Genomic DNA, 13146 nt, shown 5'->3' with positions numbered 1-13146 from the left:
TGTTGCTCTCCCATCCCGGCCAGGATGTCGGGGCCCGCTCCGAGGCTGGGAGGTGTGGTCATCTCATTGGAAAAAGGCCCGAACTCGGTCGATCGAACCGAGTTCGGGCCGATGCCGTCAGAATTTAGCGGTCAGCGAGGCATAGAAGGTGCGCCCGGGCCCCGGTTGCTGCACCAGGCTCAAGGGGTCGACGTAATATTGGTCGGTCAGGTTCTCGACGCGGACGCTGCCCGTGAGGTTCTTGCTGAACTTGTATTCGGCGAACACGTCCACCAGCGTGTGCCGTTTCCAGTCGACCAGGGCGATGAACTGGGAAGCGCCCTGCACCGTCACGTCGCCATGGCCGATGGCGCGGGCGCCGACATGGGAAATCCGGCCGCCGATGGTGAGCGTGTCGTCCATCAGCTTCTGGGACAACGTCAGTGCCAGCGAATAGCGGGGCGGAATATGGTTGGTCGCATAGTCGGCATAGAGCGACTTGTTCTCGCAGGTTCCGGCGGTGCGGCAGAACTCGACATTGGTGTAGTAGTTGGCCGCAAGGTCCGCCGTGAAGCCGCCGAGCTCATAGCGTCCGGACAGTTCCAGGCCGGAAAAATGGGCGCGGTCGATGTTGAAGATGCGCATGCCCGAAGAGCCGTTGGGGAATGCGTACCATTGGCGGGCGATGTAGTCGTCGACGGTCCAGTCGAAATAACCCAGCTTCAGCATGCCTTTGTCATGCGCCGACAGAAGACCTTCCCGGCGCAGATTGGTGCCGACCTCCCAATTGCTGGAACGCTCGGGCTTCAGCTGGGAATTGACGTTCATGGTGAAGGCCGAGACCGACTCCATGATGCTGGGCAGCCGCATTGCGTTGGAATAGTTGACGTAGAACTGGGCGCCATCGATGGGCTCCAGCGTTACCCCGATCGAGGGGCTGAAGCCGCCCTTGGCCAGCCTGGTATTGTAGGTGTAGTCGGGGCGCACCTGCTCGGGGGCGTTGCGGTCCTCGGACCAGAAATGCTGGTAGCGCAGGCCCCCATTGAGGGTGAGCCAGTCGACAGGCTTCCAGGCGACCTTGGCGAAACCGGCTGCTTCATGGCGGATGCCGTCGCGCAGGTCCAGCCAGGTTTCCGCCTCCTTGGTGCCGCGGCTAGGGCGGGTGTCCTCACCCCGATAGGAGACGCCATAGGTCAGGTCGGCCGAGCCATAGGCGAACAGGAACTTGGAGGTGTTGGTGATCTCGGCGCCCCACATGTCCGTGTCGGACCCGGAGCGGAAGTCCCCCGGCTTGGGCGGCCTGTAGCCGGCGCGCAGGGGATTGCGCATCTCCAGCTTGCTCCACCACAGATTGGTCTTCAGATTGATGAGATCATTGTCCTCGGGCTTCCAGCGGTAGCGCAACGTGACGGTATCGACCGAAGTTCCGGTGGTCTGGGCCTGCTGGACCGCCTGTCCCCGGTTATTGGTAAGCCGCGATGCCAAGAGGTCGCCAGCTTCGCTGCGAAAGCCGTTATAGCCGAGCTCCATGCTCTGGCCGTCGCCGAAACGCATCGTTCCCTTGACGATCCATGATTGCGTTTCCAGCTGGGTGTTCAGCACCTCCTCGCCGGCGCGATAATTGGCGATGCCGCCATTCGCGATATAGTCCTTGTAGTTCTCGCAGAAAGAGGGATTGGAACAGACGCGGCGTGGCCCCAGATGGATGGGATAGGCCGAGGGGCCGTTCGATCCCGCATGGTAATTGCCCTGCTTGCGATAGGCATAGCCTGCGAGCAGGTCGAAATTCTCTTGCTTGACTGCTGCCACGACGCTGCCCGATCCGCTTGTCGGTGACAGGAGGGCGGGGCTGTTCATGCCGGTCGGGGAAGGCGTGGCGACGGGCGGAGCCCAGGAGGCGTAAGGCCACTGGTAGCCGGCGACCGCGCCAGCCTTCGGCGAAGAGGTGTTAGTGCCGAACCCGCCGCGGAATCGCACGCCGTAATTCTTGCCGTCCTCCACGATGTCGGCCGCGTCCAGCGTGCGCATGGCGACGGTGCCGGCAATGCCGTTGGAGGTGACGTCCGATCCCTTGGTGATGTCGATGCCACCGAGAAGATCGGGATCCACGAAGGTGCGGTTGGAGGTGCCCTGATAGCCCTGATAGACGGTCACCGCGTTTTCGGCGCCGTCGACCGTCACCGCGACGCGGCCCATGCCCTGCATGCCGCGGATATTCACATCGATGGCGCCGGCGCCGTTGCGCGCTTCGCCCGATGTCACGCCCGGCGTGCCCCGGAATATGTCGGCCGGACTCGACCCCCGGAAGCGCTCAATGGCCTTTTCCGAGATGTAGGCGGTGGGTGCCGGCGTCTCATAGGGAGCTTCCTGCGGATTGCCGCCCTTGCTGGCCGTCACGGTGATGACGTCGAGCACCAGCGAACCGTCATCGGCAACGGGCCCCACCGTGCTGGTGGCGCGCCCGCTGATGGTCACGGTGTTGACGCTGGTGAAACTGTAGGAGAGACCCGTGCCGGCGAGCAGGCGCGAAAGGGCCTGTTCGCGGGTGTAGCTGCCGGAAAGGGCAGGACTGGTCCGGTCGGCAACCAGGGACGAGGCGAACAGCAGGCGCAGTCCGGCTTGATCGGCGAAACGGGTGAGGGCCGACCCGAGACCCTGTTGGGGGATATCGAGGCGAATACTTCCCTGCTGCGACGGTTGGGCGTAGGCGTGGCCGCCTGTACCAAACGTCGAACCCAGCACCAGACAGATCGATACCGATCCCAAAAGTGCAATTGTGGTGAAGCCGCCAAAGCCGCACCCCTTGTCATATCCTGATCTTCTGCCGCCCATCAATCCCGTCCCGCTGACCAAAAGGGAGGAGGGCGTGCATTGTCTGCAACGCCTGCCAGACCCCATATCTTGAGGACGAAACGAGCGAGGCGATCTTGCACCGCATCGGGAAGAAAATTTCGAAATGATGCGGCAGGGCGGGCGAAGCGGCGTTCCGGGCGCTCGTCGTCGGACAGCCTCAATGCAGGATGGTGACGAAGGGCAGCCGCGTGACCTTGACGGGAAGCGTCGCCTCGATGGTGGAGAGAATGGACTCCGGATCGGCGAGATCGAACACTCCCGTCACCTCCAGAGACTGCAAGCGGGCGCTGGCGATCATGATCCTGCCGCGGCGCTGGCGCTCAATCTCGACCACGACATCCCCCAAGGGCCTCCGATTGAAGATGAGCTTGCCCCTGCGCCAGGCCGTTTCGGATTCGGCGTCGACGGGCTCGGCTGGCGATGGCTGCCGGTCGGCGCCATAACGCACCCGCTGATCGGCTGCCGCCAGTACGCCTGAGCCAGGTCGGGTGCCGGCCATCACGTCCACCCGTCCCTCCACCACGGTGACGACCACCTCGTGCGAGCGGATGTCGACATCGAAGACTGTACCGACAGCCCGGGCCTGGCCGCCATTGGCGGTCACGATGAAAGGCCGTCCGGCATCGGGCATGACCTGAAACAGTGCCTGGCCATTGAGGAGTTGTAGGCGCCGCTGGCCGGCATCGAAGGCGACGTCCAGTGCGCTGTCGCCGTTGAGAAGGGCGGTGGAACCGTCCGGCAGCGTTATGGTTGAGCGCTCGCCGGCGCCGGTGCTGTGTTCGGCGAACAGATGCGGGCGTAGAAGGCTGGAGCCGGCAACGGCCAATCCGCCGATCGCCACCCCGCCGAGCACAGCCCGCCTTGTCAGTTTGGCGCGGGCACTGCGCTGAACCTTCTTCCCGGCAATGCCGATGCCATGCCAGATCGTCTCGGCTTCGCGGGCGGCCAATTCGTGCTCGGAGCTCTGCTTGCGCCAGGCCGCGAAAGCCTCATGGTCGGCTTTGCCGGCCCGGCCGGAATGCAGCTTCACCAGCCAATCTATCGCGGCATCGCTGAGCGCGAGATCCGCCTGCCTTCTTGTGGTGCCTGGGTCCATCTGTCTGTCGCGATTCTAGGGATTTTCCGCGGCGGCGCATTCTACACGCCATCGTACGAGGAAGCTCAGATGGCGGCACGGAAATGGTCGCGGCAATGACGCAAGGCCTGGACCAGATAACGCGCCACCATGCTTTCGGAAACACCGAGACGGCTTGCAATGTCGCGATGGCAGAGCCCTTCGCAACGGCTCAACAGCAACGCCGCCCGCGGTTTGGGAGCCAGCTTCGATAGCCCGATCGCCAGGAAACGCAACTGATCGCAATCGATCGTGATCGTCTCGGGGCTGGGGGCGCTGTCGGCGACCGCCGCCAATATCATCTCGTCGCTGATGCAGTGGGCGGCGTGCCGCCGCTCCTTGCGGGCGAGATCGATGGCAATGTTGCCGGCGACACGCAGCAGGAAGGCCTGGGGATCCTGAATGGGTGCACGCGGATTTTTCATGTCCGCCAGCCGCAGCCAGGTCTCCTGCACGGCCTCCTCGGCCAGATCGTGGGAACCGCTCCGCTTCCGCAACAGGCCCCGCAACGCCTTCCATTGGCGCAGATAGAGCGACATCAGGTCGTCACGGGTGTCGGGCGAGGTGATCGTCGTCATCGGCGCTGCATCGGGAAGGGAAGCGAAAGCCGCGCTTCATCCAAGCGATGCGCGTCAAGTGATGTCGCGATCTGATACTATATCAATAATTTCCCTGCAACATCAATAATTTAGATGAGTTCTAAGCGGCGCTGAACTCGCGCGACGTATGATCCATGTTCATTTGGAGGCGATGCAGACGGGTGCTCCCGTGGCACCATGGGCGCCTTGAGAAAAAAAGCGGCGACTTACTAAAGAGTAATCCCACGGAAAAAGAGTCGTAATGTTGGTCAGGGCATTGTCACCGGCAACGGCGCTGAATGGGGGCGCTGAAGCAAAGGCGACCGGCCTCTCCGAACGGAAGGCCGAGTCATTATGGAGCCTATCACGATGAATTCATCTGATCATGACATGAAGCCCAGGGACGTGCAGGCGAAATCCGGCATTCTCGCCCGGCGCCGCACGCGCCTGATGGCTGCCGTGTTCGGCCTTGGCGTCGCCGGCGCGGTTGCCGGCAACTTCGTGGTCATGCCGCCTGTCACACCCGCTTTCGCGCAGACCCAGAGCCAGGTCGCCCAGCCCGGCTTTGCCGACATCGTGCAGAAGGTGCGTCCCGCCGTCGTTTCCATCAAGGTGAAGACCGAGACCAACGCCAATGTCTCGGACGATGAGAATGACGGTGCGCCGCCCAATCCGTTCGAGTTCTTCTTCAACGGCCCGGGTGGCGGCGGCAATATGCAGCCCGGCCGGCCTCGCAAGCAGTTCGGCATGGCGCTGGGGTCCGGTTTCTTCATTTCGGCTGACGGCTATGTCGTGACCAACAACCATGTCGTCGACCATGCCAAGGAAGTCGATGTCGTTACCGATGCCGGCAAGACCTATACCGCCAAGGTGATCGGCGTCGATCCGAAGACCGATCTGGCCTTGCTCAAGGTCAAGGATGATGCTGTCAAATTTCCCTATGTCGAGCTCGAAATGCAGAACGAGCCGCGCGTGGGGGACTGGGTTCTGGCCGTCGGCAATCCCTATGGCTTGGGTGGCACCGTGACGGCGGGCATCGTCTCGGCCCGCGGCCGCGACCTCAACAACTCGACCTATAACGACTTCCTGCAGATCGACGCTCCCGTCAATCGCGGCAATTCGGGCGGGCCGACCTTCGACCTCTCCGGCCGCGTGATCGGTGTGAACACCGCGATCTACTCGCCGTCCGGCGGTTCGATCGGTATCGGCTTCGCCATTCCCGCCGAGACGGTTTCTCGCGTGGTCTCGCAGCTGAAGTCCGACGGCCAGGTGACGCGTGGTTATATCGGTGTGCAGATCCAGCCGGTGAACCAGGATATCGCCGATTCGATCGGCCTGAAGAAGGCCGCGGGTGCGCTGATCGCCGACGTGACCAAGAATGGCCCTGCCGCCAAGGCCGGCCTGCAGTCGGGTGACGCCATCACGGCCGTCAACGGCAAGGAAATCGCCGATTCCCGTGAGCTGGCCCGTGCGATTGCCGATGTGAAGCCCGGCGAGACCGCCGACCTGACGGTCTGGCGTGATGGCAAGGAGCAGAGCATCAAGGTCGAGACCAGCAAGCTGCCGGGCGACAAGCAGTTGGCGGATGCGCGGTCTCTGCAGGATGACGACACAGGCGGTAAGAGCTCGCTCGCCGGTCTGGGTGTCGAACTCGCTCCTGCCGCGGCCGTGGCGGGTGCCGGCAAGGCCGGCGTGGTGGTGACCGACGTCGATCCGGGCAGCCCTGCCTCCGAATCGCTGCGCCCGGGTGATGTCATTCTCGACATTGCCGGCAAGCAGGTGAGCAATGTACGTGAGGTTCGCGAGATCCTCTCGAGCGCCAAGGCCGACTCCAAGCGCACCGTGCTGCTGCGCGTGAAGAACAATGACGGTCTGCACTTCGTCGCCCTGCCGATCGGCAAGGTCTGATCCGACCGCTAAAGACTGATCCGGTTGCCCGGTATGGGCAACCGGATCAATTTGCGGTTCAGATCCTATGCGGACCCCATCCCGTCTCCTTCGGTCGGAGGAGAGTGGGGAGGGGGCTGCATTTTTGAATATGAATGTGAATGCTGCAGGGCGCAGGTCATTGCGCCCCTATGAGGTGACCTGGAAATGTGGCAAAGCTCGTCTCAGACGCCTTCAACTCAAAACGTGACTGAGTCTGAAACCAAAATGCGTATTCTGATCGTCGAGGACGACCGCGACGCAGCTGCTTACCTGGTCAAGGCCTTCTCGGAAGCGGGACATATTGCCGACCATGCCGCGGATGGTCTGAGCGGCTATGCGATGGCCAAGGATGGCCCCTATGACGTGCTGATCGTCGATCGCATGCTGCCCAAGCTCGACGGTCTTTCCATGATCTCGCGTCTGCGCCTCGAGGATACGCAGACGCCGGCCCTRATCCTGTCGGCGCTCGGTGAGGTCGATGACAGGGTCAAGGGGCTGCGGGCCGGCGGGGACGACTACCTGCCCAAGCCCTATGCCTTCTCGGAACTTCTGGCCCGGGTCGAGGTGCTGTCGCGCCGGCGGGCCGGCAAGGGTGAGGAAACGGTCTATCGGGTCGGCGATCTTGAGCTCGACCGTCTGTCCCATGTGGTCAAGCGGGCAGGCGAAGAGATCGACCTCCAGCCGCGCGAATTCCGGCTCCTGGAATACCTCATGAAGAATGCCGGCCAGGTGGTGACGCGCACCATGCTGCTCGAGCACGTCTGGGACTATCACTTCGATCCCGGTACCAACGTCATCGACGTCCATGTCTCGCGCCTGCGCTCCAAGCTCGACAAGGGTTTCGAGAAGCCTCTGCTGCACACTATCCGCGGGGCGGGCTACATGATCCGCGACAGTGCCAAGTAAGCTGTCCCGGCAGAGTTTTCAGGCGTGAGCACCAGGAACACCGCATTGGAGGCGGACTCGGAAAGACTGGCTGTGACCGGACTGCGAAAACTGATCCGAACCACGGCCTTCAAGCTGATGGCCGCCTATCTCCTGGTGTTCACGCTGTTTGCAGCCTCGCTGCTGGGTTATTTCTTCTGGAATGCGCAGCGCCTGCTCGGCTCGCAGATCAGCAATTCGATCAACAGCGAAATCAACGGTCTCAGCGACGAATATGGCCAGGGCGGCGTGATGCTGCTGGCCTCCACCATCGAGGCTCGCACCCGCAGGCCGGGGTCGCTGCTCTATCTGCTCACCACGCCGCAGGGAGAAGCGCTTGCGGGTAATGTCACCGAGCTGCCGGACGGCGTGCTCGACAAGCCGGGCCTCAGCAATATTCCCTATCGTCGCGACGATGGCGGCAAGGCCGGGCCTCGCACGGCCTTGGTGCGGGTTTTCGCCCTGCAGGACGGCTACAAGCTGCTGGTCGGCGTCGATCTCGACGAGCAGAGCCGCGTGCGCGCGATCATGTTCAACGCGGCGCTGTGGTCGGTCGGGCTGATCATGCTGCTTGGCGTGGCGGGCGGCTGGTTCGTGGCGCGGCGCGTGCTGCATCGTCTCGACGATATCAATGCCACCAGCCGCTCCATCATCGATGGCGATCTTGCCCGGCGCCTCAAGGTTGCGGGAACGGATGACGAATTCGACAGGCTGGCTTCGACGACCAACGCCATGCTGGACCGCATCCAGGAGTTGATGGCCGGCCTCAAGGAAGTTTCCGACAACATCGCCCATGATCTCAAGACGCCGTTGACGCGTCTGCGCAACCACGCCGAAGAGGCCTTGCGCACGGCCAGGGACGAGGACGCCTACCGTACCGCGCTCGATCGTACCATCGAGGAATCGGACAAGCTGATCGGTACCTTCAACGCGCTCTTGATGATCGCGCGGGCCGAAGGAGGCCGCATCGACGGGGCGCTCAGCGAGTTCGACGTCGCCGAGGCCGTACATGCGGTGGCGGAACTTTATGAACCCGTTGCCGAGGAGAGCGGTGCCAGAATCGTGGTAGCGGCGCAGTCACCCCTACCGCTGCGCGGCAATCGCGAACTGGTCAGCCAGGCGCTGGCCAATCTCATCGACAACGCCCTCAAATACAGCCCCAAGGAGGAGGGCGGACCAGCCGGTGACGTGACGATTGCGGCCGAGAAGCGGGAGGGCCGCATCATTCTCAGTGTGGCAGATCATGGCGCCGGCATTCCACAGGCCGACCGGCAGAGGGTGCTCGAACGCTTTGTCCGGCTGGAGTCGAGCCGGACGCGTCCCGGTTCCGGCCTTGGCCTGGCGCTCGTCTCCGCCATGGTGAAGCTGCATGGCGGAAGTATCCGGCTGGAGGACAATCAGCCAGGCCTACGCGTGGTGCTGGAATTGCCCGACAAGCCCGCCGAAGAATCGGCTCAGTCCAGGCTAGCCCTGCGCCGCCCCGGCCTTCGCCTGCGGCCCTGACTCATCTGCAAGCAGGGTAGGGACGCGCAGCCAGCCCAGGGTGGGCAACGCGTGCTCGACCAGGAAGCCGCCGATATTCTTGCTGCGCGATAGTACCAGGCGCTGGCGGGCCGGGCTGGTATTCTGCTGCACGATCTCGACGAAATCGTCGCCGGTTGCGGCAACGATGGCGACATGGCCATAGCCGCCGGCGCCGGCAAACACGATCAGATCACTCTTGCGCGGCGGCTCCGTCTCGCCTTGGCGAAACTGCAGCATGCCGCGCCCGAGGTTGAGCGCCCCGTGCGGGGTCTCCTCGTCGAAGAAGCTGATCGCGTGGCCCATGCCATCGGGCATGACATGGCCGCGTGCCTGGTAGAGATAGCGCTTGATGAATTCGACACACTGCCATTTCTGGCCAAAATAGGTGCCGTCGCCGGCATAATGGCGGCCATGGAAGACGGTGAAGATCGGGCCGTTGTCATAGACGGCAACACCGTCCAGGCTCTCGATCGCCGTGCCGTTCGCCCAAGGGCTGCCTTTCCATTCGAAGCCGCGCAGAAAGACATAGGCGCCCGTGCCGCACAGAACCACGACAAGAGCACTCAATACCAGCCATTTGCGCATGCGATTTTTCCGGGTCAATGCTATCGCGAAGGAACAACGAGAAAGACCGAAAGATTGTGGCGAGGCGGCGGCATGATTCCCATTGAAGACAAACGTCGTGTCAAATCCCGTTTCGCCGATCTGGCGGAGGCCCTGGATCCGGTCGGTCAGCCCGCCGTGGCCGCGGCGCTGGAAGGCGGACCGGGCCATGCCGTGCTGGCCGGGCTTGCCACGGCCTCGCCCTTCCTGTGGGGGCTGGCTCTGGCTGATCCGGTGCGGCTGGAGCGTATCCTGGCCGGAGCACCCGAGACCGTGCTCGAAGCGGCGATTGCGCGGGCCAGGGCCCAATGCAGCGCCGCGGCCGATATCGCCGAAGCCATGCGGGCGTTGCGCCTGCTCAAGCAGGAGGCTGCCCTGTTGATCGGCATCGCCGATCTCGGTTGTGCCTGGTGTCTTGCCGAGGTCACGACGGCCTTGACCCGTGTTGCCGACGAAAGCGCGACGCTGGCCTTGCGTTTTCTGCTGCGCGAGGCGGCTGCCGCAGGCCGCTTCCTGCCCGTCGACCCTGAAAATCCGGACAGGGATTGCGGTCTGGTGGCATTGGCTATGGGCAAGCAGGGGGCGTTCGAACTCAATTATTCATCCGATGTCGACCTGATCGTCCTCTACGATCCCGAAACGGCGCCCCTGCACGAAGGGCTGGAGCCGGCGCCCTTCTTCGTGCGTCTGACCCAGGGGCTGGTCAAGCTGTTGTCCGAACGCACGGCGGACGGCTATGTCTTCCGGGTGGACTTGCGCCTTCGCCCCGATCCGGGCGCCACCGCGATCGCCATCTCGCTTCCCGCTGCCTATGGCTATTACGAAAGCGTCGGGCAGAACTGGGAAAGGGCGGCCATGATCAAGGCGCGCCCCTGCGCCGGTGACATCGCGCTGGGCGAGCGCTTCCTCGCCGGGCTGGTGCCCTTCATCTGGCGGCGTCATCTCGACTATGCCGCCATTGCCGACGTCCATGCCATGAAACGGCAGATCCATGCCCATAAGGGTCATGAGGCGATCGCCGTGGCCGGGCATAATCTCAAGCTCGGTCGCGGTGGCATCCGCGAGATCGAGTTCTTCGTGCAGACCCAGCAGTTGATCGCCGGCGGCCGCAATCCCGATCTACGGGGACGCGGCACCATTGCCATGCTTGCGGCCTTGCAGGAGGCCAGCTGGATCACGCCGCAGGCGCGTGACCAGTTGACCGAGGCCTATGATTTTCTGCGCGGGCTCGAACATCGCCTTCAGATGATGGCGGACGAGCAGACCCACAGCCTGCCCACGGAGAAGCCGGCTCTGCTGGAGTTTGCCCGCTTCGCCGGCTACGCCGATATGGGCGCCTTTTCCAAGGCGCTGATCGCCCGCCTGGAAACCGTGCAGCAGCATTATGCCCGCTTGTTCGAGGCATCGGCGCCGCTCGCCAGCGACGTCGGCAGCCTGGTTTTCACCGGCAAGGAGAACGACCCGGAGACCCTGAAGACATTGGAGCGCCTGGGCTATGCCTCGCCCTCGCAGGTGGCGGAGATGATCCGCGGCTGGCATCACGGGCGCTACCCCGCCATGCGCTCGGCCAAGGCCCGCGAGGATCTTACCGAGCTCACGCCCGCCTTGCTGCAGGCACTGGCCAAGGAGGGCAGGCCCGACAAGGCCCTGTTCGTGTTCGACGGGCTGCTCGCCCGCATGCCCTCGGGCTACCAGCTCTTCTCGATCCTGCGCAACAACGCCAAGCTGTTTTCCGTGCTCGCCCGTATCGTTGGCGTAGCGCCGCGCCTGGCCGAGGTGCTGGTGCGGCGCCCTCATGCGCTCGACGGCCTGCTCGATCATGGCACGGAGGGAAGCGATGCTCAGGGGTTCAACGCACAGGCCTGGATCGACGGTCGCCTCGCCGGCGCGCTCGCGACGGGCGAGAGCTACGAGGACAAGCTCGACCTCGTGCGCATTTTCGTGCGCGAACGCATTTTCGTGCTTGGCGCCCGCCTGCTTTCCGGGGAACTCGATCCCCTGCTGGTCGGCGAGCAGATCACCGTTTTGGCACAGGCCGTGGTCAGGGCCTTGCTCGATCTCGTCATCACCGAGTTGAAGCAGGCCCATGGCAGCCCCCCCGGCGCCCGTGTCGGCATCATCGCCATGGGCAAGTTCGGCGGGTGGGAACTGACCTCCTCCTCCGACCTCGACCTGATCGTGCTCTATGACCATGATCCCGATGCCGTCGAAACCGACGGGCCACGTTCGATCGCGCCTTCGGTCTGGTTCGCCCGGCTGACGCAGCGGCTGATCGCCGCCCTCTCGGCTCCGACGGGGGAGGGGACGGCCTTCTCCGTCGACATGCGGCTGCGCCCTTCCGGTCAGAAGGGGCCGGTCGCCATCCATATCGATGGGTTCAGGGACTATCAGCTCAAGGAAGCCTGGACCTGGGAGCATATGGCGATGACGCGCGCGCGCGTCGTCGCCGGAGATGCCGAGTTCGGGCGGCTGGTCGCGGAAACGATCGCAGGGATCCTCACCGTGAAGCGCGAGCCCCGCAGGATCCTCAAGGATGTCGCGGAAATGCGGGCCCTGCTCGCAAGCGAGAAGGGTGGGCGTGGGCCCTGGGACCTCAAGAATACCCGGGGCGGCCTGGTCGACATCGAATTCATCGCCCAGACGCTGCAGCTCCTGCATGCGGCCGAGCATCCGGCGATACTCGACGTCAATACCGGCCGGGCTCTCGACAAGGCAATGGAGGCCGGCGTGCTGGCCAAGACGGCGCATCGGCGCCTCACCGAGTCCTGGCGGCTCTACACCGCTCTTTCCCAGGTGATCCGCTTTTGCGTCGGCGGCAATCTCGATCCAGACAAGACCTCGGAGACCGGCAAGATCCTGCTCAGCCATGTGGCCGAATGCAGCGATTTCGACGAGCTCAACGCCGTCATCGGGGTGACGCAGACCCAGGTGCGGGATATCTTCAAGCAGATCGTCGGCGGAAAGTAAGGCCTCACGCAGGGACGGGCTCGCTCGTTCGCCGACACCCTTCGAGCGGGCTCGATTTTGCCGTCGGGACGTGGAAGAATGGGATTGATCCTCGCTTCCAGACGGGAGCCTTCATTGGGAGATTTCTGCCAATGAGCGACACTGACTTTCGCCCTCGTACCAAGACCGAACTCAAGACCCAGCGGCCGCGGCTGCACAAGGTCATTCTGGTCAATGACGACTATACGCCCCGGGAATTCGTGGTGATGGTGCTCAAGGCCGAATTCCGTATGAACGAGTCACAGGCCTATCGCGTTATGCTTACCGCCCATCAAAGAGGCGTCTGTGTGGTGGCTGTCTTTGCGCACGACATCGCCGAGACAAAGGCCACGCGGGCGACGGAGATGGCGCGCAGCCAGGGCTATCCCCTGTTGTTCACCACGGAGCCGGAAGAATGAACACGCCCCGCACGATACAATCCTACGATGCCGAGATCGCGATCATTCGCGAGAACATCCGTCAATTGATGGAGCAGGCGGCGGCATCCTCCGGGGCCGCGAACGAGGACCTCCTGGCCGACCGCATCGCCGCTCAGGAGGCGCGGCTGGCGGCGCTGCAACAGCAGATGGATGGTGCTGAAAACACCGGTAAAGGGGGCACGAGCCGAACCTGACCACGCAAAAGGTGGCCGAGGCG

The 13146-nt window shown here is 63.6% G+C and carries 10 protein-coding genes; 6 read left to right on the top strand and 4 right to left on the bottom strand.

The window, feature by feature from the left end; genetic code table 11:
- Positions 1–117 precede the first annotated feature (117 nt).
- From AB4037_RS14780 to AB4037_RS14770, 3 genes are all read right to left on the bottom strand, one after another.
- Entirely contained in the window at positions 118–2721 is a 2604-nt protein-coding gene (locus AB4037_RS14780; RefSeq protein ID WP_441772033.1) for a TonB-dependent receptor domain-containing protein, read from the bottom strand.
- A gap of 268 nt (positions 2722–2989) precedes the next feature.
- A complete protein-coding gene (locus AB4037_RS14775) occupies positions 2990–3928 on the bottom strand; it encodes a FecR family protein (RefSeq protein ID WP_434957312.1) in 939 nt (312 codons plus the stop codon).
- A gap of 65 nt (positions 3929–3993) precedes the next feature.
- Positions 3994–4524, bottom strand: a complete 531-nt coding sequence (locus tag AB4037_RS14770) for an RNA polymerase sigma factor (RefSeq protein ID WP_441772032.1) — start codon at positions 4522–4524, stop codon at positions 3994–3996.
- Between the two features lie 369 nt (positions 4525–4893).
- Here AB4037_RS14770 and AB4037_RS14765 point away from each other — a divergent pair, with 369 nt between their 5' ends.
- From AB4037_RS14765 to AB4037_RS14755, 3 genes are all read left to right on the top strand, one after another.
- Positions 4894–6432 carry a Do family serine endopeptidase gene (locus tag AB4037_RS14765; RefSeq protein WP_434957310.1) on the top strand — a complete coding sequence of 513 codons (1539 nt, stop codon included), beginning with the start codon at positions 4894–4896 and terminating at the stop codon, positions 6430–6432.
- Positions 6433–6678: 246 nt separating this feature from the next.
- Positions 6679–7359 (top strand): response regulator transcription factor, encoded by a 681-nt coding sequence (locus AB4037_RS14760; protein ID WP_434957309.1) that lies wholly within the window; start codon positions 6679–6681, stop codon positions 7357–7359.
- A 72-nt stretch (positions 7360–7431) separates the two neighbouring features.
- A complete protein-coding gene (locus AB4037_RS14755; protein ID WP_441772031.1) occupies positions 7432–8880 on the top strand; it encodes an ATP-binding protein in 1449 nt (482 codons plus the stop codon).
- Here the strand turns inward: AB4037_RS14755 and AB4037_RS14750 are convergent.
- A complete protein-coding gene (locus AB4037_RS14750) occupies positions 8842–9486 on the bottom strand; it encodes a CHAP domain-containing protein (protein ID WP_441772030.1) in 645 nt (214 codons plus the stop codon). The genes AB4037_RS14755 and AB4037_RS14750 overlap by 39 nt on opposite strands.
- Before the next feature lie 72 nt (positions 9487–9558).
- Between AB4037_RS14750 and AB4037_RS14745 the strand changes: the two genes are divergently transcribed.
- The 3 genes from AB4037_RS14745 (at position 9559) to AB4037_RS14735 (ending at position 13123) form a co-directional block, all read left to right on the top strand.
- Entirely contained in the window at positions 9559–12471 is a 2913-nt protein-coding gene (locus tag AB4037_RS14745) for a bifunctional [glutamine synthetase] adenylyltransferase/[glutamine synthetase]-adenylyl-L-tyrosine phosphorylase (protein WP_441772029.1), read from the top strand.
- 131 nt (positions 12472–12602) lie between these two features.
- On the top strand, positions 12603–12908 hold the full coding sequence (gene clpS / locus AB4037_RS14740) for an ATP-dependent Clp protease adapter ClpS (protein WP_434957305.1): 306 nt from the start codon (positions 12603–12605) through the stop codon (positions 12906–12908).
- The gene (locus AB4037_RS14735) at positions 12905–13123 is read left to right on the top strand and encodes a hypothetical protein (RefSeq protein WP_434957304.1); all 219 of its coding nucleotides are present in this window, start codon (positions 12905–12907) and stop codon (positions 13121–13123) included. The genes clpS and AB4037_RS14735 overlap by 4 nt, the downstream gene beginning before the upstream one ends.
- The last annotated feature ends 23 nt before the right edge of the window (positions 13124–13146 follow it).

The organism is Labrys sp. KB_33_2 (assembly GCF_052114505.1).
Lineage (GTDB): Bacteria > Pseudomonadota > Alphaproteobacteria > Rhizobiales > Labraceae > Labrys.
The sequence above is the reverse complement of the archived record's forward strand: the minus strand, read 5'-3'. Positions and strand labels throughout refer to the sequence as shown.

Excerpts from the sequence above, each read along its gene's own strand:
- AB4037_RS14775 (WP_434957312.1), bottom strand. The coding sequence starts at position 3,928 with ATGGACCCAGGCACCACAAGAAGGCAGGCGGATCTCGCGCTCAGCGAT.
- AB4037_RS14770 (WP_441772032.1), bottom strand. The coding sequence starts at position 4,524 with ATGACGACGATCACCTCGCCCGACACCCGTGACGACCTGATGTCGCTC.
- AB4037_RS14765 (WP_434957310.1), top strand. The coding sequence starts at position 4,894 with ATGAATTCATCTGATCATGACATGAAGCCCAGGGACGTGCAGGCGAAA.
- AB4037_RS14750 (WP_441772030.1), bottom strand. The coding sequence starts at position 9,486 with ATGCGCAAATGGCTGGTATTGAGTGCTCTTGTCGTGGTTCTGTGCGGC.
- AB4037_RS14745 (WP_441772029.1), top strand. The coding sequence starts at position 9,559 with ATGATTCCCATTGAAGACAAACGTCGTGTCAAATCCCGTTTCGCCGAT.
- clpS (WP_434957305.1), top strand. The coding sequence starts at position 12,603 with ATGAGCGACACTGACTTTCGCCCTCGTACCAAGACCGAACTCAAGACC.
- AB4037_RS14735 (WP_434957304.1), top strand. The coding sequence starts at position 12,905 with ATGAACACGCCCCGCACGATACAATCCTACGATGCCGAGATCGCGATC.